Here is a 22,267-nt window from a genome sequence, read left to right on the forward strand (position 1 = left end):
CCTCAGTCGGCGGCCGGGACGACCTCGGGCTCGGCCGCCTGCTTCTCGGCCGTCGCCTTCTTGGCCTTCCTCTTCAGCACCAGCATGGAGGTCAGCCCGATGAGAACGGCCAGCAGCAGCCCCAGCCAGGAGAAGCGCTTCAGCCAGGACTCCGCGACGACACCCACGTAGTAGATGACGGCCGTCGTCCCACCCGCCCAGATGATCCCGCCCAGCACGTTGGCGATCAGGAACTTCCAGTACGGCATCCGCAGCACACCCGCCAACGGCCCCGCGAAGATCCTGAGCAGCGCGACGAAGCGGCCGAAGAACACGGCCCACATGCCCCACTTCTCGAAGGACCGCTCGGCCGTCGCGATGTGCCCCTCGCTGAAGTGCTTGGGGAACTTCTTGCCCAGCCATGCCAGCAGCGGCCGCCCGCCCTTGCGGCCGATGGCGTAGCCGATCGAGTCGCCGATGACGGCACCCGCGCTGGCGCAGGCGCCGAGGACGACGGGGTTGATGTCCCCGTGCTGGGAGGCGAGCAGCGCGGAGGAGACGAGAATGATCTCGCCCGGCAGCGGGATGCCCAGGCTCTCCAGGCCGATGACCAGGCCCACCAGCAGATAGATGCTGACCGCGGGTACGGTCTCGAGCCATTCCTGGACGTGCACCGCCGGTTCCTCCCGTGTCCTGTGATCCCGTGTGATCCCGGCGCACGCTCGCGGGAGCGTGCGCCGGAAGCCTACCCGTTAGGAGACGGCGGCCGGGTCCCAGAGGTTGCACCGATGCGCGCTGTGGACGGCCGTGCTCACGGCGTTACCGCCCGCGGACGCGGTGCGCAGCGAGAGCACCCGCCCGGGGCCGGAGGGCATCGCGGGCTGCCCGTCCGCCCGCGGCACCCCGCCCCGCACGAAGGACCCCCAGTACTGGACCATCTGCCGGGACAACGCCCGCTCCTCCCCGTTCAGCGGGGACTCCAGGCCGAAGTGCTTGAAGAGGTACTGCACCTCGTTGACATGGGTCGCGCCGAAGTCGAAGTCCGTCCCGAGGTTGCGCAGCGAGGCGAAGGCCGGCCCGGTGCGGTCGGCGAACTCGTACGCGTAGACCGGTCCGCGTGCCGCGAGCACCCCGTCGAGCCTCAGCGCCGGGCAGGCGAAGAGCATGTCGCCGAGGGCCGTGGCGTAGCCGATGGTCGGGGACTGCTGCTCAGCGAGCGGATAGCTCCGGAGGGCCTCCTCGCCGAACTCCTCCCGCATGACGGTCGGGTACTGCTCGGCCGTGAGCGGGTTGCCACCGAGGTCGAAACGGGCGAACGCGAACAGCCGGCCCTCGTCCTGGTTCGCGCCGTTCATCACCGGAATCCCGGCCGCGGCTCCGTGGGCCAGCGCGGTGGACGGCTGCCGCGGCAGGAAGCGCCCGCCGGTCACCGGCCCCCAGTCGAAGTCGCCCTGGGCGGCGAGAAGGTCGGCGGCGGACTTGCCGCGCAGACAGGCGACGGTGTCGCAGCCCAGCTTCCGCGCGAAGTCGGCGCCCTCGGCGACGGCTGTCCGGTGCGGGCGGGCGGCGCAGTCGTCGTAGGCCCCGCTCTCGATGATGCCCGCGCGGAACAGCCCCTTGGCCGTGGGTGAGGCGAGCTGGGTGCAGACCGAGCGGCCGCCCGCCGACTCGCCCGCGATGGTCACCCGCCCGGGGTCGCCGCCGAAGCGGCCGATGTTGGCGCGCACCCAGCGCAGCGCGGCCTGCTGGTCGAGCATGCCGAAGTTGCCGGAGACACCGTCGGACGCCGCGTCGTCGAGGTCGGCCGTGGCGAGGAAACCCAGCGCCCCCAGGCGGTAGTTGACGGTCACGACGACGGTGCCGGTCTGCCGTGCGAACGTGTCCGGCACGATGTCCCGGCCGGCTCCGGCGGTGAGGCCGCCGCCGTGGAACCAGACCAGGACCGCGTTGCGGCGGGCGCCCTCGGGGACGTGGACGTTGAGATCGAGACAGTCCTCGGTGTACGTGGGCTGCTCGTACCCCGGGTCCCAACTCGCAGCCTGTACACACTTGTTGCCGAAGTCCTGTGCCCCGCGCACCCCTTGCCAGGGCTTGACCGCCCGTGGCGCGGTCCAGCGGAGCTCTCCGACCGGCGGCTCGGCGTACGGGATGCCGAGGAACTGCCTGCCCTCGGCGGTGACTTCGCCCCGCACCAGGCCCGCTTCGGTGCGCACCACGGGGTCGCCCGACGCGGCCCGGGCCGACGTGGGAAGCACCAGGGTGGCCGCGAGTGCCGTCAGCGCGACGGCGATCCGGCGCATCACCGCGCCACCCCCGCCCGCGTCCGCAGTCGCAGATCCCCGGCCGACGCCCCGACCCACACGTCCCGGCGCCCGGTTCCGAGCACCCAGTCATGGCGTTCCGGGTCCCAGGAGGACAGCGTGCGCGTGGCGACGCGTACGGTGACCCGTTTGCGCTCCCCCGCTCGCAGGGTGAGCCGGCGATAGCCGCCCAACACCCGTACCGGCTGGTCGAGTCGGAGGTGCGGGGAGGGCCCCACGTACACCTGGGGCACGGCGATCCCTTCCCGGCGGCCCGTGTTGCGGACGGTGAAGGTCACCGCGAGGCCGTGGCCATGGGCCTCGGCGGACAGGTCCTCGTAGGCGAACGACGTGTACGACAGGCCGTGACCGAAGGGGAAGAGGGGCCGTACGCCCGCGGCGGCGTACCAGCGGTAGCCGACGTGGATGCCTTCCGAGTACTCCTCGACGCCGTCCACGCCCGGGTAGCGGCGCGGGTCACCGGCGACCGGGTGGTGGTCGTCGTCGGTCGGGAAGGACTGGGTGAGCCGGCCGCCGGGGTCGGTGTCGCCGAACAGGACGGCGGCGGTGGCGGCCGCGCCCTGCTGGCCCGGGTAGTACATCTGAAGCACGGCTCCCGTGCGCTCCAGCCAGGGCATCGACGTGGCGGAGGAGGTGTTGAGGACGACGGTGGTGCGCGGGTTGGCGGCCGTGACGGCCTCGATGAGCTCGGCCTGGTGGCCGGGGAGGGCGATCGTGGTGCGGTCCTGGCCCTCGGTCGCGTCCTCGTAGGCGAACAGGACGACCTGGCGGGCGGCCTTCGCCGCCGTCACCGCCGCGGCGACGTCCGCGGCCCGGGTCGCCCCGGTGACCCGGCGCAACCGGAAGGTCTGTCCGGTGTCGCCGCCCTGTGCGGTGATCTTCACCGTGTGCGCGCCCTTGGCCAGTTGAAGCGTCCTGCGGCGCACGAGCAGTCCGTCGGGCGCGGCGGAGACGAGGCCGCCCGCGAAGTACTCGCCGTAGCCGGGCAGTACCGGGAAGAGGTCCTCGCCGTCGAGGAGCACCTTGGGCCGGGAGGCGGGCGCGCCGGTGAAGTGGAGGACGAAGGTCCACTCGTCGGCGTCGGAGAGGGTGAGTGTGCCGTCGTACGTCCACTGCTCGCCCGCGGCGACCCGATGGCCGTCGCTGTCGAGGGCGGGGCTGAACGCGGACGCGGGGATCGGCTTGCCGTAGAGGTCCTCGCCGAGGGCGTAGGTCACGTGCGCCGCGCGGGACCTGAGGGCGTCGAGCGGGCTGTCGGCGTGGTCGGGGACGACATGGGCGCTGCCGCCGCCGCTGACGAAGGGCAGGGAGCCGGTCGGGCCGATGACGGCGATGCTGCCGGTGGTCAGGGGCAGGGTGCCGTGCTCGTTGCGCAGCAAGGTCGCGCCGGCCTTGGCGACCTCCAGAGCGACGGCCGCGCCCGCCTTCGCGTCGCGTTCCGGGCGGGCCGGGGCGGTGCCGTCGAGGAGGCCGAAGCGGTCCATGACGCTGAGGATGCGGCGTACGGACCGGTCGACGTGGTGCTCGGGCACGCTGCGGTCGCGGACGGCCGTCTTCAGCGCCGTCCCGAAATACGTGCCGTCCGGCATCTCCATGTCGAGGCCCGCGGCGAGGGCCTCGCGGGTGCTGTGGGCGGCGAACCAGTCGGTCATCACCCAGCCGTCGAAGCCCCAGCGCCCGCGCAGGACGTCGGTGAGGAGTGTCCTGTTCTCGCAGGCGAAGGTGCCGTTGACCTTGTTGTACGCGCCCATCACCGCGCCGGTGCCGATGCCGACGGCCGCTTCGAAGCCACGAAGCTCGACCTCGTGGAGGGTCTGCTCGTCGACCCGCACATCGATGGACATGCGGTCCTTCTCCTGGTTGTTCAGGGCGTAGTGCTTGACGGTCGCGACGAGGCCCTCGGTCTGGATGCCCTCGATCTCGGCGGCGACCAGGTCGGCGGAGAGCAGCGGGTCCTCGCTGAAGGTCTCGAAGTTGCGGCCCGCGTACGGGGTGCGGATCACGTTGACCATCGGGGAGAGCAGGACGTCCTGGCCGAGGGCGCGGCCCTCGTGGCCGATGACGCGGCCGTAGCGGCGGGCCAGTTCCGGGTCGAAGGCGGAGGCCAGCAGCACGGGGGCGGGCAGGGCGGTGGCGTGTCGGGTCACGCGGACGCCGGCGGGGCCGTCGGCGAGGCGCAGCGGGGGGATGCCGAGGCGTGCGACGCCCGGGACATAGCCCGCCTGCCCGAGGGAGACGGGGTCGGTGGCGCCGTGCAGGAGGGAGATCTTCTCGTCGAGGGTGAGCCTGGCGAGGAGCCGTTCGACCCGGGGCCCGGCACCGTGGCCGGGTCTGCCCCCGGCGTGGGCGAGGGGTGCGGGTCCGCCGGTGGCCGCCGCGGCGACGGTGATCGCTCCACCCAGCAGACGCAGGGTGGAACGCCGGGAGACGGTGTCGGTCATGTGCCGTCACTCCTTCGGTATCTGAACGCACGGTGCGGCAAACGGACTTGACGCGGGGTCAGAAACGTCTGGGACGTGGCGGGAAAACTATGACCGCTGGTGACTCGTGTCAATGAAATGAACAAGGACCGCCCCCGAAGGGACGGTCCTCATGATCAGCGCAGGACGGAACCGAGAGACGTGACGACGGTCCCCACCTTGTCTGACACCACGGCGGGCAGCTCCACCGGCGCCTGGAGAACCTCCTCGCCCTCCGGCTCCTCCCGGTGCTCGACCTGCGCCGCGCGCGTCTCGTAGGGCTCGGGGTCCTCACCCTGGGGCCGGCCCCCGCTCGGGGGGTCGACGGGCAGCCGCGGTGACGGCACGGCAGGGAGGCGACCGTCGCCCTTCTCCCTCTCCGGCGCCGCCTTCGCCCCCTTCTCTCCCGTCCCGCTCTTCTTCCGCGACTCCCCCGTCGCCGCGGAGTCCGTCGTCTCCAGCACCCACCGCCGGCCCTCGGCGCCGTCCCGGTCGACGACCATGACCTCCTTGTCCTCGCCGGCGAGAGCGCGGTCCTTGTGCCAGCGCAGCAGGATCTCGCCGCGGACCGTGAGGTCGTACTGCACCTCACCGGCGTGCACCAGGCAGCCGGCCAGGACGACCGCTCGCCTGCCGGGCTCGGAGTCGAGGCAGAGCGTGGGGTCGGCGAGGGTGCGCAGCAGACCGTCGTGCTGATACGACCACTGCTGCGACACGGCCGTGGAGCAGGCGGCGAGGACCGCCGCCACACCGTCCGCGGCCGTGCCGCCGCGCAGGTCGAGGCAGAGGCCGGTGGTGAGGTTACGGAGTCTGCCGTGTCCGAGCTCCACGGGGTCGGTGGCGGAGGCGGCCGAGGGAGAGCTCACGGGTCCCGGCCGCACCGAGGAGTCGGTGTCCTGGCCACTGGGAGCGCCCCAGGTGGCGCTCGGTTCGGGGACACCGTTGTCGCTGGACCAGCCTCGGGCGGCGAGCACGGTCGCCAGCAGGGCCAGGGAGGTCAGGCCGACCACGGCGACGGCCTTCGCCTGCCGGCGCGGTGCGACACGGCGCCGGGTCGGTGCGGGGCGGTGTCGGCCGCCGCGCGGGCGGGCGACCGGGGACTGGCTGGTGCCGCCGCGGCCGGGGCGGGAGTCGAGATAGCGCCGGGCGCCCCAGCCGAGCACGGTCTCGGCGAGCAGCACCTCCAGGCCGCCGTCGAAATGGCTCAGTTGCTCGGCGGCGTGCCGGCAGTAGCGGCACTCCATCAGATGCTGCTGGACATCGGGCAACAAGGCGCCGCCCCGGCGGATCGGGACGTCGAGGAGGCGGTTGTAGAAGCCACATTCCTTGGAGGGCGCGAGTTCCCGGTGGGCGCGGACACAGCCCTGCCGGAATTGCTCGCGGGCCTGTTCCAGCGCGTCCGCCGCACGGGCGACGTCCACGCCCAGAAGACCGGCTGGTACGGATATGGGCTCGGCTTCGACCTCGATGTGCCACAACAGGCATTGGGAGGCTCCGGGAAGTGCCTGGAATGCCCGCTCGGCGAGCTGCCGCCTTTCCGATGTGACACCGCGTGCCGCACGCAGTCCGCGCCCTCCGGTCGGCTTGCCCAGTTCCGGCAGAGCCGCGGAAATACGGTCCTCGGCGGCCCAGTCCTTCACCGTCTCCCTTACGGCGGCCAGGAGTTGAGGGCGTACGGCACCGCCGGTCGCGCGGCCGAACACCTGGTGGAACGCCGCGGCGGCCACGAGTTCGGCCGAACCGGACGACGAGGCCAGGCAGATGACCGCGTAGTCATGCGTCGCCCGCCAGTGCCGGGCGAGCAGCAGGGCGACCGCGCGGGCGCCGCCCTCGGCTCCGCCCAATTGCGCGACGAGATTACGGTCGGACTCCCCGGGGCTCGCTCCTGGGCGTGGCGGGTAGGGGGGTCGTGGGGGGTAAGGGGATTGCACTGAACCATTTCCTTCCGAGCCGCGGACGCGCGGGGAAAAACACGTACGTCGGAAAAGCAGGTGCGTGATTGGTGCATACCTATGCCGCGTCAGCTACTGAGCGATCACCAGGGGGCGCTCACTTTCGCACACACGAATCACAGGAAACAAGAAGTTCGAGTGACCAATGTTCAAAACGCTGTGAATTCAGAAAAGTTACCGGCGGTATCCGCACCCGCATTCGAAACCCGCGGGGACAGAGAGGCCCCAAGTTGTGTGCGAGCGGGGGTGGTTGGCACACGAAATCTCCAACCTTCGCACCGCTCCCGCCGGATGCGCACGACCGTCCGCGCACAAAAAGGGGCGGACCCGCGGCCGTCGCGCCGCATGGTCCGCCCCTCCGGTCAGCCAGGGGGACGTGGCTCAGCTATGGGGACGCAGAGTCCACAGCACGGTCATCTCACCGGTCACCGCGCCGTCGCCGCGCCGGATCTCGATCGCCACCGGGAACTCGGGGCGCTCCCCCGCGTCCAGCTCGGCGACGACGTCGGCGGCGGGGCGCCCGAGCGTCGCCGTGGCGGTCACGGGCCCCATGGCCAGCTTCTTGTAGGCGATCTCGGCGCTGACCGCGAGCGGCACGGCGCGCGAGAGCTGGTCCCCGAACGCGGCGAGCACGATCGCGCCGCTGGCGGACTCACCGAGCGTGAACATCGCCCCGGCGTGCGGCCCGCCCACGTGGTTGTGGAACTCGCCCTGGTCCGGAAGGGAGACCACGGCCTTCTCGGGGGTGGTCTCCAGGAACTCGAGGTTCAGGGTCCGGGCCATGGGCACCGTGGCGGCAAGCATCTCGCCGATGGACATCTGGTCTGCGCTCATGACGAGCATGTTACCCACGAGTAGCGTTGGCTGGCCAGAGCGGCGCGACGGTCGAGAAGGTGCCGGGCACGGTACGGAGGTGCACCCCCGACGGATTCCCGACCTCGGCCGTTCCACTTGCTACGTCCCTGACAAGGGTCGGTGACCGAACCGATGCACAGGCGCCACTAAGGTGGCCTCCCATGTGGCCAGGACAGCAGCCGCCCGGGGGCGAGCAGAACCCGCAGGACCAGAACAACCCGTACCAGCAGCCGGGATACCAGCAACCCAATCCGTACCAGCAGCCCGGCTATCAGCAGCCCAACCCCTACGCGCAGCAGCCGCCGCAGCCGCCGACGCAGTGGGACGCGCCGGGCGCTCCGCAGCCCGCGCAGGGCGGCGGCAGCGGCGGGGGCGGCAACCGTACGAAGGTGACCGCGATCGTCGCGGCCCTCGCGGTCGTCGTGGCCGCCGGTGTCACCGGGTTCCTGGTGCTCGGCGGCGACAAGGACGACGAGGCCGACGGCGGCTCGGGCAAGGGCGGCCAGTCGGCGGCCCCGTCGAAGTCCACCGACCCGAGCGCCTCCGCCTCGGGCTCGGACGACAATCCGCGCGGCGGCGAGGCGGAGAAGGCGACGATCCCCGGCTGGAAGGTCGTCATCAACCCCAAGTGGGGCACCGCCTTCGACGTGCCGGCCGACTGGAAGGTCGAGTCGCCGGGCATGCTCATCGGCTTCGAGAAGGACGACGCCAAGGCCGGCGACAAGCCCATCATCACCATGTCGGCGCCGGCGTACCTCAAGGAGAAGTGGTGCACCTCCGACGACGACAAGAACGGTGACACCGAGGACACCGCCCTCGCCACCGCCGGCACCAAGGGCGCGAACGGCGCCAAGGACACCGACGAGGTCGCGGTCAATCAGGTGGCGTGGTGGGTGTACGGCGGCTACACGCAGCCGGACAAGAAGAGCATCACGTTCGACGAGAAGGCCGAGAAGTTCACGACCACGTCGGGCGTCGAGGGCAGCATCGCCTGGGCCCGCTCCAAGAACACGCCCCGCAAGGGCAAGTGCGCGACCGACGGCAAGGCGGTCACGTTCGGGTTCAAGAACTCCACGGGTGACTACGTGGCGTTCAGCCTCTACGGCGCCACGGGCGTGAAGGACGAACTCCCGGACTCCACCATCATGAAGATCCTCGGCACGGTACGGCTGCACGGCGAGCCGACCGGCTGACGCCCGCTCCCGGAGGCCGGCCGTCCACCCTTCGGAACCTTTCCGGTTCCCCGTGGCACCGGCCTCCTGAGCACGGTCCGGCTGTACGGCGGGCCTTCGGGCCGGCCGGCGGGACCGGTCGGAATTCGTTTGGCAGGCGAGGGCCCGGGCGGGGATAGTCGGCCGGTGACCTCCGCCGACGACTCGATACGCCGCCGTGGACCCGACTGGGCGGGCCGCAACTACACGCTGCTGACCTCCGCCGCGTTCATCACCAACCTCGGCAGCCAGGGCGCGCTGATCGCCGCCGCGTTCGCGGTGCTGGAGAACGGTGGCGACGGCGGCGACGTAGGCCTCGTGGCCGCCGCGCGGACGCTGCCGCTGGTGGTGTTCCTGCTGATCGGCGGTGCGGTGGCGGACCGGCTGCCGAGGCACCGGGTGATGGTCGCGGCGAACGCCCTCAACTGCGTCTCGCAGGGCCTGTTCGCCCTGCTCGTCCTCGTCGGCGAGCCGCGGCTGTGGCAGATGATGCTGCTGACCGCGCTGGGCGGCACCGGGCAGGCGTTCTTCGGCCCGGCCGCCGAGGGCATGCTGATGTCCTCGGTCTCGGGCGAGCAGGCCGGACGGGCGTTCGCGATGTTCCGGATGGCGATGCAGGGCGCGGCCCTGGGCGGCGCGGCGCTGGGCGGCGCGATGGTCGCCGTGGTCGGTCCGGGCTGGGTGCTGGCGGCGGACGCGGCGGCGTTCGCGCTGGCCGGGGCGCTGCGCTCGTTCCTGGACGTGAGCCACATCCCGCCGCGCGCCCCGGGGAGCGGTCTGCTGTCCGACCTCCGGGAGGGCTGGCGGGAGTTCACCGGCCGGCCCTGGCTGTGGGGCATCGTCGTGCAGTTCTCGATCGCGAACGCCGTCGTGGCGGCGGCCGACGCGGTCTACGGTCCGCTCGTCGCCCGGGACCAGCTGGGCGGGGCGGGCCCCTGGGGTCTGGCGCTCGGCTTCTTCGGCGCGGGCACGGTCGGCGGGGCCCTGCTGATGACCCGCTGGAAACCGCGCCGCCTGCTCCTCGCCGGAACGCTCTGCGTCTTCCCCCTCGCCCTCCCCTCGGCCGCCCTCGCGGTCCCGACGTCGGTCCCGGTGCTGTGCGCGGTGATGTTCTGCACCGGCGTGACGGTGGAGGTCTTCAGCGTGAGCTGGATGACCGCACTCCATCAGGAGATCCCGGAGGAGAAGCTGTCCCGGGTCTCGGCGTACGACTGGTTCGGCTCGGTCGCCATGGTGCCGCTGGCGACGGCGCTGGCCGGCCCGGCGGAGTCGGCGTTCGGCCGCTCCCCGGCCCTGTGGGGCTGCGCGGCCCTGGTCGTGCTGGTGACGGCGGCGGTGCTGTGCGTACCGGACGTACGCAATCTGCGCCGGACCGGCGGCAAGACGGTGATGGCGCGGCCCGCCGGCACGGAGTCAGCCGATGCCGAACGTGCCGTCGGGGGGCTCGGGTGACGGCACCGCGTCCTCGTCCCGCACGGGCCGCGCGACGCCCGTGAACGTCCGCAGGGCGTCCCCGTGCTCGACCCGGGCCGGGAAGGCGTCCGCGGCGGTGCGCCGGGCCAGCGCGGCGGTGTCGAGGGGATGCCGGGCGGCGACGACCACGGCGTTCCCGAACCGCCGCCCGCGCAGCACCGCCGGTTCGGCGATGAGCGCGAGCTCCTCGAAGACCGTGCCCAGGGTCGCCAGTTGGGACCGCAGGAACGCGAAGGGCGCCGCGTCGGCGAGGTTGGCCAGGTAGACGCCCCCGTCCCGCAGCACCCGCCCCGCCTCCCGCGCGTAGCCCACGGACGTCAGATGCGCGGGCACCCGGGAGCCCCCGAAGACATCGGCGACGAGCACGTCCGCGGAGTCACCGGGCGCCCCCTCCAGCCACGTACGCGCGTCGGCGGCGTGCAGCGCCGTGCCGGAGCCGTCGGGCAGCGGCAGATGCTCCACGACGAGCTCCAGCAGCCCCTGGTCGGCCTCGACGACGTCCTGCCGGGAACCCGGTCGGGTCGCCGCCACATACCGGGGCAGGGTGAGCGCCCCGCCGCCGAGATGCAGCACGTCGAGCGGCCGCCCGGCCTCCGCCACGAGGTCGAGGACATGGCCGAGCCGACGCGCGTACTCGAACTCGAGATGCGTCGGCTCGTCCAGATCGACATACGACTGAGGCGCCCCGTCGACGGTGAGCAGCCAGGCCCGTTCGCGATCGACGTCGGGCATGAGCTTGGCGAACCCGTGATCGACGGCACGGGCGACGGGGATGGCTTCGGTCACTTGTCCATTCTGCCTGCACTGCACGCCCCCGAAGGGGCGCGGGGACTGCGCGACCAGCCACGACGGCCCCGCAGTCCCCCACTCACCTCGGACCCCTCACACGACGGCGGTCACGGTCCCGGCCCCCACGGTCCGACCACCCTCACGAATGGCGAACCCGAGCCCGGGCTCAAGCGGCACGTCCCGCCCCAGCTCGACGGTCATGCTCACCGTCTCCCCGGGCCGAGCGACCCCCACCTCGCCGAGGTCCACATCGCCCACCACGTCCGCGGTCCGGATGTAGAACTGCGGCCGGTACCCCGTCGCGACCGGCGTCGTACGCCCGCCCTCACGCGAGGACAGCACATACACCTGAGCCGTGAACCGCCGCCGCGGCTCGACGGACCCCGGCGCGGCGACCACATGCCCCCGCCGCACCGCGTCCCGAGGAACACCCCGCAGCAGCAGCGCCACGTTGTCCCCGGCCTGCGCCTCCTCCATGGGCTTGCCGAAGGTCTCGAGGCCGGTGACCACGGTGTCCACGGAGGCGCCGAGCACTTCGACCCGGTCACCCACCTTCACGGTCCCCCGCTCCACCGCACCGGTGACCACGGTCCCCCGGCCGGTGATGGTGAGCACGTTCTCGACGGGCAGCAGGAACGGCGCGTCCAAGTACCGCTCCGGCATGGGCACATAGGTGTCCACCGCGTCGAGCAGCGCCTCGATGGACGCCGTCCACCGGGGGTCGCCCTCCAGCGCCTTGAGTCCGGAGACCCGTACGACAGGGACCGTGTCCCCGCCGTAGCCCTGCGAGGTGAGCAGGTCGCGGACCTCCAGCTCGACGAGGTCGATGAGCTCCTCGTCGCCCGCGTCGGCCTTGTTGAGGGCGACGACGATGTGGTCGACGCCCACCTGCCGGGCGAGCAGGACGTGTTCGGCGGTCTGCGGCATGATCCCGTCGAGCGCGGAGACGACGAGGATCGCCCCGTCGAGCTGCGCGGCGCCGGTGACCATGTTCTTGACGTAGTCGGCGTGGCCCGGCATGTCCACGTGGGCGTAGTGCCGGGTGTCGGTCTCGTACTCGACGTGCGCGATGTTGATGGTGATGCCGCGCGCCGCCTCCTCCGGGGCCCGGTCGATGCGGTCGAACGGGACGAAGGTGCCGGCGCCGCGGTCGGCGAGGACCTTGGTGATGGCGGCGGTCAGGGTGGTCTTGCCGTGGTCGACATGACCCATGGTGCCGATGTTCAGATGCGGTTTGGTGCGCACGTATGCCGTCTTGGGCATGGCTGTACCTCGAAGTCTCTTCGTCAGGAAAGCGGGGACCCCAAGGACTTGCCGACCCTCCCCCTGCGGGGTCCGCCGGACGATCCGGAGAGGGTCAGCTTCGGGCGCCGTCGACGGCTGTCAGAAAGACGGGAACGGCAGCCTTCGGCGCATCCGCGACTGCGGATGCTCGAGGAGGAAGGCGTGCCGGAACATGGGGTCGATCATTGCCGACTGTTCGCCCGACGTCGAACGATTTTTCAGCGAGGGGACGTTCAGGCCCCGATGTTCTTCAACGCCTCCCGCACCGACAGCGGCGCGAAGCGGCCCTTCTCCCGCGCGAGAAAGCCCCGTACGGCCTCCGGGTCGGTCTTGGCGTACTCGCGCAGCGCCCAGCCGATGGCCTTGCGGATGAAGAAGTCGGGGTGTCCTGACTGGTGGAGGCAGTACGTGAAGAGGCGTTCGGTGTCGGTGCGTTCCTTGTAGCGGAGCTGGTGGAGCAGCGCGGTGCGGGCGATCCACAGGTCCTCGTCGACGATCCAGGCGTCCATGTCCGCCTTCAGCGCCGGGTCGGCCGCGACGAGGGCGCCGACGACGTGCGCGGCCAGCAGGTCCACGGTGTCCCACCAGGGGGTCGTGGAGACCAGATGCCGGGCCACGGGCAGGAAGCCGGACGACAGCACGCGCGCGTGGCGGCGCAGATAGTCGACGGCGAAGTACTGGTACTCGCGCTCGGGCAGCCGCCAGCAGCGCAGTGCGACAGCCGTGCAGTCGGTCTCGTCGGGGCGGGGCGTGCCCTCCACCACGGTGCGGGACAGGGCGCGGCGGACGGGGGTGGTGAGGCCGAGGAAGGGGGCCACGTTTTTCATGTACGCCCGCATGGGCGCGGCCCGCGCGGGGTCGGCCGCGGCCCCGTAGGTGGCCGTGAGCCGCTCCAGCACGGTGTCGGCAAGAGGGCTGCGCGGCAGTGAGGGAGATCCCACACCTGTGACGCTCATGAGACGAACCATACGGCGATCACACACATCGGTCGGTTAGTGTCACCGGATGCTCGATGCCACCACCCGCTCTGGGGGCACCGCCACGGCCACTCCCCCGGCCGCCGCCACGGAGCTCGCGCTCACCGCTCCCGCCGTCGCCGTGCCCACCCCGGTGGGCTTCGCCGCCCGCTGCTCCAGAGTGCTGCTTTCTCCCTGGTCGCGACTGTCCCTCCTCGTCGCCCTGCTCCTGGCGGCCGGGGCGACCGTGCTGCTGTTCGAGCCACAGCGGCTGCTGGCGGACGGCTGGCCACCCCAGCTGGGCGGGGCGGCCGCGGCGCTGGTCTTCGCCGGGGCGTACGGCCTGTGCGCGGTGGCGTTCGTACCGCGCCCCCTGCTGAACCTCGCGGCCGGCGCGCTGTTCGGCTCCCAGCTGGGCATCGGCGCCGCCCTCGCGGGCACGGTGCTCGGCGCCGGCATCGCCTTCACCCTGGGCCGGGTACTGGGCCAGGACGCCCTCCGCCCCCTGCTGCGCGGCCGTCTGCTCCAGGGCGCCGACAGCCAGCTGAGCCGCCACGGCTTCCGCTCGATGCTGGCGATCCGCCTCTTCCCGGGCGTCCCCTTCGCCGCCGCGAACTACTGCGCCGCGGTCTCCCGCATGGGCTACGTCCCGTTCCTGCTGGCGACGGCGCTGGGTTCGATCCCGAACACGGCGGCGTACGTGGTGGCGGGCTCGCGAGCATCGACGCCGACGTCTCCGGCATTCTTGATCGCGATGGCGGCGATCGCGGTTCCGGCGCTGGCGGGAGCGGCAGTGGCATGGCGCAAGCGCCATCATCTGCGGAGCCACTGAATCGCCGGGCAGGCGCAACGCCGCTCAGGGGCGCGGGGAACCGCGCGACCAGCCCCCACGGCCCCGCAGCCGCCGTCAGACCCTTTCGAGCACCATCGCGTTGGCGAGTCCCCCCGCCTCACACATGGTCTGCAACGCATACCGCGCCCCCCGCTCCCGCATGGCATGCACCAACGTCGTCGTCAGCCGCGTACCGCTCGCCCCCAACGGATGCCCGATCGCGATCGCACCCCCGTGCACGTTGACCTTCGCCAGATCCGCCCCGGTCTCCTGCTGCCACGCCAACACCACGCTCGAGAAGGCCTCGTTGACCTCGAACAGATCGATGTCGTCCAGCGACAGTGAGGCCCGGCGCAGCACCTTCTCCGTGGCCGGAACGACCCCGGTGAGCATCAGCAGCGGATCGGACCCCGTGACCGCGAAACTGTGCAGCCGCGCCAGCGGCCGCAGCCCCAGCCGGGCCGCCGTCTCACTCGACGTGATCAGCACAGCCGACGCGCCGTCGTTGATCGGACTCGCGTTCCCCGCCGTGACGTTCCACTCGATCTGCGGGAACCGCTCGGCGAACCCGGGGTCGTAGTACGCCGGCTTGAGCCCACCGAGCACCTCGGCCGTGCTGGACGGCCGTACGCACTCGTCCCGCGCCACCCCGTCCAGCGGAGCCACCTCCGCGTCGAAGAGGCCCGCGGTCCACGCCTCGGCCGCCTTGTGGTGCGAGGACACCGCGAAGGCGTCCATCTGCTCGCGCGTGATCGACCACTTGGCCGCGATGAGCTCGGCGCTGATGCCCTGCGGGACGAGCCCCTCGGGGTAGCGCTCGGCGACGCCGGGTCCGAAGGGGTCCTTTCCGGGCGGCACGTTGGACCACATCGGCACGCGGCTCATCGACTCCACGCCGCAGGCCACGACGAGGTCGTACGCGCCCGACATCACGCCCTGGGCGGCGAAGTGCACGGCCTGCTGGGAGGAGCCGCACTGGCGGTCCACGGTGGTCGCCGGGACCGTCTCCGGGAAGCCCGCCGACAGGACGGCGTACCGGGTGGTGTTCATGGCCTGCTCGCCGACCTGGTCGACGGTGCCGCCGATGACGTCGTCGATCAGTGCCGGGTCGACGCCGGAGCGCTCCACGAGGGTGCGCAGGGTGTGGGCGAGGAGCTCGACGGGGTGGACGTGCGCGAGGGAGCCGTTCGGCTTGCCCTTGCCTATGGGGGTGCGTACGGCTTCGACGATCACTGCGTCACGCATGGTGCGGCCTCCGCGGTCACCAGACAGCTACCGGTCAGTAGGAAATCCGAACTCACCATAGCTCCGTGGGTTGGAAAAACAAACCCTCCCCTAGAATCGGGCTCATGGCCGCCACCAAAGACCCGCGCCCCTGTTCCATCGCCGACGCCCTGGCGCTCGTAGGCGAGAAGTACTCCCTGCTCGTCCTGCGCGAGGTGTGCCTCGGCAACGGCCGCTTCGACCAGTTGGTGCGCAACATCGGCGCCCCGCGCGACATCCTCGCCACCCGCCTGCGCCGGCTCGTCGACGCCGGGATCCTGAAGAAGCGCGCCTACAGCGAGCGGCCGCAGCGCTTCGAGTACCGGCCCACCCAGGCCGGCCTGGAGCTGGAGCCGGTCCTGCTGACCCTCATGGCCTGGGGCGACCGGCATCTGCGCGAGGACGACGACCGGCCGATGGTCGTCGAGCACGCCTGCGGCAACGAACTGCTCCCGGTGGTCGTCTGCCAGACCTGCGGCGACGCGGTGCGCCACGAGGACCTGAGGTCGCATCCGCAGGTTCCGGGCTGGACGGTGGCGGGGCCGACGGCGGCGTGAGGACGCGGCCGGTCAGCGGTGTGCGCGGCAGAACGCGCGGACGGCCTGGTTGAAGGCCTCGGGTGCCTGGAGGTTGCTGACGTGCCCCGCGCCGGGAAGGACCACGAGCTGCGCGTCCGGGATGGCCGCCTCGAAGGCACGGGCGACCTCCAGCGGCGACCGTACGTCGTGCTCGCCCCACAGCAGCAGGGTCGGCACCCCGATCAGGGGCAGCAGGTCTCGTTGGTCCGCCTCGGCCATCAGGCGCAACTGGGCCCTCATGGTGGCCTGGCGCACGTCCTGGGCCATCGAGTCGAGCAGCGGCACGTACTCGGCGGGCGGCTCCCCGGCGAAGAGATCCGGCAGCGTCGGGGCGAAGTCCTCGGGAGGGACGTCGAGCATCCGTCGTGCCCCTTCGACCCGCCGGGCCACCTCCTCGGGCGGCAGCGAGCCCTTCCAGCCGGCGTAGGTGTCGGCCAGCAGCAGGGTCCTGACCAGCTCCGGACGGTGCCGGTACAGCTCCAGCACGACCGTTCCGCCCCAGGAGAGTCCGCCGGCGTGGGCCGGGCCGAGTCCCACGTCCTCGATCACCGCGGCGAGGCAGAGGGCGTAGTCGGCGAGGGTGAAGCCGGCCGGCAGGTCGGAGGAGCGTCCGGCGCCCGGCTCGTCCCAGGCCACGACCGTGAACTCGTCGGCCAGTCCGGTCAGCTGCGGCCGCCATATCCGCGCGGCGTCCCCGGCGCCGTGCGCGAGGACCAGCAAAGGTCCCTGGCCGACGCGGTCATAGGCGATCTCCACGCCGCCCACCTGCACCGTCGCCATGACTCCAGGCTAGACGCCGCCACCGCCGATGTCGCGACGGACCGGCATCCTCAGCCGCCCCGGTAGACGTCCAGCCGCCCGCACATCCCGAACTTCCCGCGCTCCGAGGGCTGTTCGGACCGCACGACGGCGTCCGCGAGGTGCGAGAGGTCACCCCTCTCCAGGCGGTCGAGCTGCTCCTCCGTCGCCGCCGCGGCGGCCGCGGCACCGGCACGCCAACGCTCCCGCCATGCGGCGAGCCGAGGCCGTACGAGGGCGGCTGCGGCCCGGTGGAAGGCGGCCAGCGCCTCCGGGCCGTCCGCCTCGCGCAGCCGCCGGTACCCCTCCAGGGCGAGGTCGCGCCGGGCCCGGGCGATCCGCTCCCGCTCCGCCTCGGGCGCGTCCGCCGGGATCGTGGTCGCGGCGGCGTACGTCTCCGGGTCGGCCAGGTACTCAGGAGGCAGCGTCAGCACCGCGTCGCCCGCCTCCGGCAGTCCGCTGTTCTGCATGAGGACGGTGATCCGCAGCCCGCCCTCGTTGACCAGCCGGTGGATGGTGCCCGGCGTGAACCGGGCGACCGTGCCGGGTACGAGGGGCGTGACCTCGTACCCGGCCGTCGTGAGGGTCTGCACGGCACCCCGGCCGCCGGTGACGACGTACGCCTCCGAACAGGTCAGATGCAGATGGGGCGTTCCGCCGTGCAGGCCGTCGGCGGCGGGCCAGTCGTAGACGCACAGGTGCGACACGGCGACCCCGCCGGGGAGCCCTTCGTAGGAGGTCACCAGGGGTGGGTCCGCAGGTACTTGGCGATTTCCTCGCGCTCCCAGGCGCCGTCGGCGACGACGACGCGGTAGCGGCGGGTGAGGGTGGCGCCGGGGGCGAGTTCGAGTTCGTCGTAGAAGGCCCAGGAGGGGGCCACGCCGGCGAACGGGTCGTTGCGGACGAACCAGTGGGCCGGATGGGCGCCCTGGGTGCCGAGGTGGTCGTTCTCGGGGGCGTGCTCGAAGACGAGGGTGGCGTGGCCGTCGGTGCCGTCGTGCTCGCCGGAGAAGGCCAGCCAGGGGGCCTGGGCGCCGAGCAGACCGGGGCCCTCGGCGTCCGGGGCGGTGATCCGGCCGTCACGGAAGGCGCGCGGGCCGCGCCAGAACAGGCCGGTGTACCCGGCGAGTTCGCGTCCGGCGGTGGTCGGGCTGCCGAAGACCAGCGGTTCGTCGCGCCGGTTGGTGATGGCGCTCGTCCAGGTCAGCGCCCAGGAGCCGGACTCGGGGTCGACGTCGTGGATCTCGATCCGGCGCCGCTCGTCCGCCCACAGCTCGCCGCTGTACGGATGCCAGGTGAGGCGCTCGGCGATGACGACCCGATCGTCGTGCGCGGCGACCTCGTCGAAGGCGACGTGGGCCATCGAGCCGACCCGCTCAGGGAGTTCGAGGTACCCCTCGCCGTGCACATAGGAGTTGCCGCCCCACAGGTTGGCGCCCGAGACATGGGACGCGGTCAGGGACAGACCCTTGTGCCAGCGGTGGTCGTTCGGGCGGTAGTCGGTGACGACGTCCCCGGCCAGGGTCCGCAGCGGGTGGATGTACGGCTTGGGGGCCTCCCAGGCCGCTTCCGGGCGGTAGACGTACGCGAGCAGCTCGACGCCGGTGGCGGGGTCGGTGACGGTGATGCGGTCGCCGTGCGCGTGGACGATGCGCAGCGCGCTCATGCGGGCACCCCCTCGCCGACGGCAGGAGCGGCGGCCGGGGCCCAGCCGGGGGCGTCGCCGTGCATGGCGGTGTAGAACGGGTCGCCGGGGCCGATCTCGCCCGCCTTCACCGTGACGTCCGTGAACGCCGACTTGTAGAGCGCGGCGACCAGTTCCAGGCTGGTGCGCCCGTCGGCGCCGCTGCTGCGCGGGCGTTCGCCGGCCCGCATGCTGGCGACGAGTTCGCGCAGCTGCTCCAGGTGCGAACTGGGCACGTCCGGGCCGAAGTCCCGCCAGGCGGCGGCCTCGTCGCCCGGCACGCCCACGGCCGGGGTGATGTGCCAGTTCGCGTTGGAGTGGCCGTACAGATGGGTGAGTTCGACGGTCGCGCGCTCGCAGTCGATGCGGATGCGGCTGACCTCGTCGGGGCTCAGGACGCTGTTCACGATCGTGGCCATGGTGCCGTTCCGGAAGCGGACCAGGGCGGTGGAGACGTCCTCGGTCTCCACGTCGTGCACCAGCCGCGCGGCCATGGCGCGCACCTCGCTCCACGGGCCCAGCAGGTCCAGCATGAGGTCCATCTGGTGGATGCCGTGGCCCATGGCGGGGCCGCCGCCCTCGGTCGCCCAGCGGCCGCGCCAGGGCACGGAGTAGTAGGCGGTGTCGCGGTACCAGGTGGTCTGGCAGTGCGCGACGAGCGGTCGGCCCAGGGCCCCCTCGGCGAGCAGCCGGCTCACATGGCGGGTGCCCGAACCGAATCGGTGCTGGAAAACGATGGAGGAGTACGGACCGCTCTCCACACCCTCCTCCGCCTCCACCGCGGCGTAGTCGGCCAGCGTCGGCACCGGCGGCTTCTCGCACCAGACCCAGGCCCCGGCGCGCAGCGCGGCGATGCTCTGCTCGCGGTGCAGGGTGGGCGGGGTGCAGATGGTGACCAGGTCGGGCCGCTGTTCGCGCAGCATGCGGTCGAGGTCGGTATAGGCGTGCGGAATGCCGCCCGCCGCGCAGAACTCCTCGACGGCCGTGGCATCGATGTCGACGGCGGCGACCACCTCGGTCTCGCCCTCCTCGGCGAGCTCGGCCAGCGCGGGCAGATGGGAGCCGCGCGCGATGGCGCCGGTGCCGATGACGGCCGCGCGGATGCGGCGACCGTCGAGGGGAGTGAGGGGGGACATGGGCGTGATCAGCACTCCTCTTACGAACGGCGGACAGCGCCGACGCCTGCCACCCGGCCAGCAAGCGCTTTCTCTCCGCAGCAACCTAAGCGGCGGGACTATGACCGGTCAACAGGTCGTACTCCAGCCCACGGGGTCTTCTCACACCCTGGTCACCACCTTCCCCCGAAGCCCCCGTGCCGGGCCTGTCACCGCCGGACGCTAGGCTGCCCTCCACACCTGTGATCACCGTGGCCCGGCGGCTCGGTGTGCCCGTCGCTCCTCCCACGATCAGCGCTTGGACTCCGTACCTTCATGTCTTGGTTTGAATCGCTCATCCTCGGACTCGTCCAGGGGCTCACAGAGTTCCTCCCCGTCTCCTCCAGCGCGCATCTGCGGCTGACGGCGGCCTTCTTCGACTGGGAGGACCCGGGCGCGGCCTTCACGGCGATCACCCAGATCGGCACGGAGGCGGCCGTGCTGATCTACTTCCGCAAGGACATCGGGCGGATCATCTCGGCCTGGTTCCGGTCGCTGACGAACAAGGCGATGCGCAGCGACCACGACGCCCAGATGGGCTGGCTGGTGATCGTCGGCTCGATCCCGATCGGCGTCCTCGGCGTCACCCTCAAGGACCAGATCGAGGGCCCGTTCCGCGATCTGCGCATCACCGCGACCATGCTGATCGTGGTCGGCGTCATCATCGGCATCGCCGACCGGATGGCCGCGCGCGACGAGAGCGGCGGCAAGCACCGGGCGCCCACCCAGCGCAAGTCCCTGGAGGACCTGGGCGTCCGGGACGGCCTGATCTTCGGCCTCTGCCAGGCCTGCGCCCTCATCCCGGGCGTCTCCCGCTCCGGCGCCACCATCAGCGGCGGCCTCTTCATGGGCTACCGCCGCGAGGCCGCGGCCCGCTACTCCTTCCTCCTCGCCATCCCCGCGGTGCTGGCCTCCGGCCTGTTCGAGACCAAGGACGCACTGGAGGGCGGCCATGTGGAGTGGGGGCCGACGATCTTCGCGACCATCGTCGCCTTCGTCGTCGGATATGCCGTGATTGCCTGGTTCATGAAGTTCATCTCGACCAAGAGCTTCATGCCGTTCGTCTGGTACCGCATCGCGCTCGGCATCCTGGTCATCGTGCTGGTGTCGGTCGGCGCGCTCAGCCCGCACGCGGCGGAGTCGGCGGGCTGACACACCGGGCCCCCGAACCCGGGCCACCCCTACGGAATTCAACATGTTCGCCCAGTGAACTCCGTGACCAATCACATACGTTGTGCGTAGCCGTTCGGTAGCGCAGTGTCAGTGCTTGCCCCTAGGCTTGTCCGCATGTCCCCCGATTCCATGGCCTCTGGTTCCGTGCGGTCTGCTGCCGAAGTCAACGAGCAGATCCGTGCGCTGTGGCTGCGGGCGGGCGGTTCGCTGTCGACCCAGGAGCGCGAGGAGTACGAGCTGTTGGTGGTCGAGTGGGCGGCCGCGATCCGCGGCAATGTGATCGAGGCGGCCTGACCCGGGCCGCCCGGCTCAGTCGTTGACGGCTCCGAAGCGCAGAACCCCGCCACTGGGCAGCAGATACGCCATACCCCGCTTCTCGGGCAGCACACCGCCCAGCGTCTCGGCGTCCGCCAGGCCGGAGACGCTCCACCCGACCAGTCCAAGGCTGAAGGGCGCCGCGCGGAACGCGTCCTGGCCGATGCCGGCCAGCCACGCGTCAGCCGCGGCGGACCGGAAGTACGGACCGTCCTCGAACTCCACACCGGCCTGCCGCAGAGCCGACAGCGGCACTCCGAACGCCAGCCAGTCGCCGCTGTCGTCACCGCCCCGCACCGCCGTGACGTCACACACGACGAGCTCCCCCGAAGGCAGCCGGACCCGGCCCAGGAGCTGCCCGAACTCCTCCAGAGCGGCGACCGTCCGCGGCACGGCCTCCTGGTCCTCCGGCTCCCGGTCCCGGTGCCCGTAGCAGCCGCACACCCCCGCCGCGCCCCACACCGCGTCCAGGACGGCCTGCAACCGGCCGTCGTCCGTCGACCCGACCTCGATGGCCAGCTCGTAAGTGCCTTCGCCCCAGAACTGATGGCGGAAGAGGGCGGCATGAGTCATCCGCCCATCATCGCCCACCCCCGCGCCTCCTAAGATCCACGCCATGGAGCACCTCGACAGCGTCCCCCCGCGCCAGGGCCTCGTGATCTTCCTGAACGGCACCTCCAGTTCGGGCAAGTCGAGCATCGCGGCCGAACTGCTGAGGGTGCTCGACGAGCCGTACTTCCACATGCCCGTCGACGCGTTCCACGCGATGCGGTCGAGGGCGCCGGTGCCGCCGGACGAGCTGGGTACCGTGCTGCACCGCACCTGGCAGGGCTTCCACCGCGCGGTCGCCGGGATGGCCGCCGCGGGGAACAACGTCGTCGTCGACCATGTGCTCAGCGCCGAGTGGCGGCTCCGCGACTGCCTGTCCCTGTTCGTCCCGCAGGACGTGGTGCTCGTCGGGGTGCACTGCCCGCCGGAGGAGCTGGAGCGCCGCGAGCGCGAACGCGGCGACCGGCCGGCCGGGCTCGCGGCACGTCAGCTGGAGCAGGTGCACTCCCACGGGATCTATGACATCGAGTGCGACACCAGCCGCGCCACCCCGCTGGAATGCGCCCTGCGCATCAGGGAGTTCCTGCCCGGCCGCCCGACGCCGACGGCGTTCGAGCGGCTGCGCGGGGAACGCTGATCGCC

Annotated in this window: 21 protein-coding genes; 7 read left to right on the forward strand and 14 right to left on the reverse strand. The window is 71.9% G+C overall.

The window, feature by feature from the left end; genetic code table 11:
- Positions 1-2: 2 nt before the first annotated feature.
- The 5 genes from EJC51_RS09040 to EJC51_RS09060 all read right to left on the reverse strand — a co-directional run bounded on the left by EJC51_RS09040 (position 3) and on the right by EJC51_RS09060 (position 7,530).
- On the reverse strand, positions 3-653 hold the full coding sequence (locus EJC51_RS09040; RefSeq protein WP_126270595.1) for a DedA family protein: 651 nt from the start codon (positions 651-653) through the stop codon (positions 3-5).
- A gap of 78 nt (positions 654-731) precedes the next feature.
- Entirely contained in the window at positions 732-2,279 is a 1,548-nt protein-coding gene (locus EJC51_RS09045; RefSeq protein ID WP_126270596.1) for a carboxylesterase/lipase family protein, read from the reverse strand.
- Positions 2,279-4,741, reverse strand: coding sequence for a beta-glucosidase family protein (locus EJC51_RS09050; RefSeq protein WP_126270597.1), 2,463 nt, complete (start codon positions 4,739-4,741; stop codon positions 2,279-2,281). The genes EJC51_RS09045 and EJC51_RS09050 overlap by 1 nt, the downstream gene beginning before the upstream one ends.
- 155 nt (positions 4,742-4,896) lie before the next feature.
- Positions 4,897-6,603, reverse strand: a complete 1,707-nt coding sequence (locus EJC51_RS09055) for an RICIN domain-containing protein (RefSeq protein WP_244362569.1) — start codon at positions 6,601-6,603, stop codon at positions 4,897-4,899.
- 489 nt (positions 6,604-7,092) lie between these two features.
- Positions 7,093-7,530 carry a DUF4442 domain-containing protein gene (locus EJC51_RS09060; protein ID WP_126276882.1) on the reverse strand — a complete coding sequence of 146 codons (438 nt, stop codon included), beginning with the start codon at positions 7,528-7,530 and terminating at the stop codon, positions 7,093-7,095.
- 197 nt (positions 7,531-7,727) lie between these two features.
- Between EJC51_RS09060 and EJC51_RS09065 the strand changes: the two genes are divergently transcribed.
- Entirely contained in the window at positions 7,728-8,759 is a 1,032-nt protein-coding gene (locus EJC51_RS09065; RefSeq protein WP_126270599.1) for a DUF8017 domain-containing protein, read from the forward strand.
- Positions 8,760-8,924: 165 nt separating this feature from the next.
- Positions 8,925-10,229: an MFS transporter gene (locus EJC51_RS09070; RefSeq protein ID WP_126270600.1), complete on the forward strand. Its 1,305-nt coding sequence runs from the start codon at positions 8,925-8,927 to the stop codon at positions 10,227-10,229.
- On the opposite strand, the gene EJC51_RS09075 is transcribed toward EJC51_RS09070, so the two are convergent.
- The 3 genes from EJC51_RS09075 to EJC51_RS09085 all read right to left on the reverse strand — a co-directional run bounded on the left by EJC51_RS09075 (position 10,191) and on the right by EJC51_RS09085 (position 13,279).
- The gene (locus EJC51_RS09075) at positions 10,191-11,036 is read right to left on the reverse strand and encodes a spermidine synthase (RefSeq protein ID WP_207924941.1); all 846 of its coding nucleotides are present in this window, start codon (positions 11,034-11,036) and stop codon (positions 10,191-10,193) included. The two genes, EJC51_RS09070 and EJC51_RS09075, sit on opposite strands and share 39 nt — an antisense overlap.
- Positions 11,037-11,132: 96 nt before the next feature.
- Positions 11,133-12,302, reverse strand: a complete 1,170-nt coding sequence (tuf, locus tag EJC51_RS09080) for an elongation factor Tu (protein ID WP_126270601.1) — start codon at positions 12,300-12,302, stop codon at positions 11,133-11,135.
- A 254-nt stretch (positions 12,303-12,556) separates the two neighbouring features.
- Positions 12,557-13,279 (reverse strand): DNA alkylation repair protein, encoded by a 723-nt coding sequence (locus tag EJC51_RS09085; RefSeq protein ID WP_126270602.1) that lies wholly within the window; start codon positions 13,277-13,279, stop codon positions 12,557-12,559.
- Positions 13,280-13,328: 49 nt separating this feature from the next.
- Between EJC51_RS09085 and EJC51_RS09090 the strand changes: the two genes are divergently transcribed.
- Positions 13,329-14,111, forward strand: coding sequence for a TVP38/TMEM64 family protein (locus tag EJC51_RS09090; protein WP_126270603.1), 783 nt, complete (start codon positions 13,329-13,331; stop codon positions 14,109-14,111).
- Positions 14,112-14,186: 75 nt separating this feature from the next.
- Here EJC51_RS09090 and EJC51_RS09095 read toward each other — a convergent pair whose 3' ends face one another.
- Positions 14,187-15,356 (reverse strand): thiolase family protein, encoded by a 1,170-nt coding sequence (locus EJC51_RS09095; RefSeq protein WP_126270604.1) that lies wholly within the window; start codon positions 15,354-15,356, stop codon positions 14,187-14,189.
- Between the two features lie 104 nt (positions 15,357-15,460).
- Between EJC51_RS09095 and EJC51_RS09100 the strand changes: the two genes are divergently transcribed.
- Positions 15,461-15,931 carry a winged helix-turn-helix transcriptional regulator gene (locus EJC51_RS09100; protein WP_126270605.1) on the forward strand — a complete coding sequence of 157 codons (471 nt, stop codon included), beginning with the start codon at positions 15,461-15,463 and terminating at the stop codon, positions 15,929-15,931.
- 12 nt (positions 15,932-15,943) lie between these two features.
- Here the strand turns inward: EJC51_RS09100 and EJC51_RS09105 are convergent, their stop codons facing one another.
- From EJC51_RS09105 to EJC51_RS09120, 4 genes are read right to left on the reverse strand one after another with little or no spacing between them, the layout of a single operon-like run.
- Positions 15,944-16,732 carry an alpha/beta fold hydrolase gene (locus EJC51_RS09105; RefSeq protein ID WP_126270606.1) on the reverse strand — a complete coding sequence of 263 codons (789 nt, stop codon included), beginning with the start codon at positions 16,730-16,732 and terminating at the stop codon, positions 15,944-15,946.
- A 50-nt stretch (positions 16,733-16,782) separates the two neighbouring features.
- Positions 16,783-17,493, reverse strand: coding sequence for a cupin domain-containing protein (locus EJC51_RS09110; RefSeq protein ID WP_126270607.1), 711 nt, complete (start codon positions 17,491-17,493; stop codon positions 16,783-16,785).
- Complete coding sequence (locus EJC51_RS09115; protein ID WP_126270608.1) at positions 17,490-18,416, reverse strand: DUF6807 domain-containing protein; 927 nt, start codon at positions 18,414-18,416, stop codon at positions 17,490-17,492. Before EJC51_RS09115 ends, EJC51_RS09110 begins: the two co-directional genes overlap by 4 nt.
- The gene (locus EJC51_RS09120; protein ID WP_126270609.1) at positions 18,413-19,570 is read right to left on the reverse strand and encodes a Gfo/Idh/MocA family protein; all 1,158 of its coding nucleotides are present in this window, start codon (positions 19,568-19,570) and stop codon (positions 18,413-18,415) included. The genes EJC51_RS09115 and EJC51_RS09120 overlap by 4 nt, the downstream gene beginning before the upstream one ends.
- A gap of 294 nt (positions 19,571-19,864) precedes the next feature.
- Between EJC51_RS09120 and EJC51_RS09125 the strand changes: the two genes are divergently transcribed.
- Positions 19,865-20,740, forward strand: a complete 876-nt coding sequence (locus EJC51_RS09125) for an undecaprenyl-diphosphate phosphatase (protein WP_126270610.1) — start codon at positions 19,865-19,867, stop codon at positions 20,738-20,740.
- A 135-nt stretch (positions 20,741-20,875) separates the two neighbouring features.
- Positions 20,876-21,055, forward strand: a complete 180-nt coding sequence (locus EJC51_RS09130) for a hypothetical protein (RefSeq protein WP_079311520.1) — start codon at positions 20,876-20,878, stop codon at positions 21,053-21,055.
- 15 nt (positions 21,056-21,070) lie between these two features.
- Here EJC51_RS09130 and EJC51_RS09135 read toward each other — a convergent pair whose 3' ends face one another.
- The gene (locus EJC51_RS09135) at positions 21,071-21,649 is read right to left on the reverse strand and encodes a hypothetical protein (protein ID WP_126270611.1); all 579 of its coding nucleotides are present in this window, start codon (positions 21,647-21,649) and stop codon (positions 21,071-21,073) included.
- Between the two features lie 43 nt (positions 21,650-21,692).
- Between EJC51_RS09135 and EJC51_RS09140 the strand changes: the two genes are divergently transcribed.
- Positions 21,693-22,262, forward strand: a complete 570-nt coding sequence (locus EJC51_RS09140; protein ID WP_126270612.1) for a chloramphenicol phosphotransferase CPT family protein — start codon at positions 21,693-21,695, stop codon at positions 22,260-22,262.
- Positions 22,263-22,267 lie beyond the last annotated feature (5 nt).

The organism is Streptomyces aquilus (genome assembly GCF_003955715.1).
Lineage (GTDB): Bacteria > Actinomycetota > Actinomycetes > Streptomycetales > Streptomycetaceae > Streptomyces > Streptomyces aquilus.

Excerpts from the sequence above, each read along its gene's own strand:
- EJC51_RS09045 (WP_126270596.1), bottom strand. The coding sequence starts at position 2,279 with ATGCGCCGGATCGCCGTCGCGCTGACGGCACTCGCGGCCACCCTGGTG.
- EJC51_RS09050 (WP_126270597.1), bottom strand. The coding sequence starts at position 4,741 with ATGACCGACACCGTCTCCCGGCGTTCCACCCTGCGTCTGCTGGGTGGA.
- EJC51_RS09060 (WP_126276882.1), bottom strand. The coding sequence starts at position 7,530 with ATGTCCATCGGCGAGATGCTTGCCGCCACGGTGCCCATGGCCCGGACC.
- EJC51_RS09065 (WP_126270599.1), top strand. The coding sequence starts at position 7,728 with ATGTGGCCAGGACAGCAGCCGCCCGGGGGCGAGCAGAACCCGCAGGAC.
- tuf (WP_126270601.1), bottom strand. The coding sequence starts at position 12,302 with ATGCCCAAGACGGCATACGTGCGCACCAAACCGCATCTGAACATCGGC.
- EJC51_RS09085 (WP_126270602.1), bottom strand. The coding sequence starts at position 13,279 with ATGAGCGTCACAGGTGTGGGATCTCCCTCACTGCCGCGCAGCCCTCTT.
- EJC51_RS09090 (WP_126270603.1), top strand. The coding sequence starts at position 13,329 with ATGCTCGATGCCACCACCCGCTCTGGGGGCACCGCCACGGCCACTCCC.
- EJC51_RS09095 (WP_126270604.1), bottom strand. The coding sequence starts at position 15,356 with ATGCGTGACGCAGTGATCGTCGAAGCCGTACGCACCCCCATAGGCAAG.
- EJC51_RS09100 (WP_126270605.1), top strand. The coding sequence starts at position 15,461 with ATGGCCGCCACCAAAGACCCGCGCCCCTGTTCCATCGCCGACGCCCTG.
- EJC51_RS09105 (WP_126270606.1), bottom strand. The coding sequence starts at position 16,732 with ATGGCGACGGTGCAGGTGGGCGGCGTGGAGATCGCCTATGACCGCGTC.
- EJC51_RS09115 (WP_126270608.1), bottom strand. The coding sequence starts at position 18,416 with ATGAGCGCGCTGCGCATCGTCCACGCGCACGGCGACCGCATCACCGTC.
- EJC51_RS09120 (WP_126270609.1), bottom strand. The coding sequence starts at position 19,570 with ATGTCCCCCCTCACTCCCCTCGACGGTCGCCGCATCCGCGCGGCCGTC.
- EJC51_RS09125 (WP_126270610.1), top strand. The coding sequence starts at position 19,865 with ATGTCTTGGTTTGAATCGCTCATCCTCGGACTCGTCCAGGGGCTCACA.
- EJC51_RS09130 (WP_079311520.1), top strand. The coding sequence starts at position 20,876 with ATGTCCCCCGATTCCATGGCCTCTGGTTCCGTGCGGTCTGCTGCCGAA.
- EJC51_RS09135 (WP_126270611.1), bottom strand. The coding sequence starts at position 21,649 with ATGACTCATGCCGCCCTCTTCCGCCATCAGTTCTGGGGCGAAGGCACT.
- EJC51_RS09140 (WP_126270612.1), top strand. The coding sequence starts at position 21,693 with ATGGAGCACCTCGACAGCGTCCCCCCGCGCCAGGGCCTCGTGATCTTC.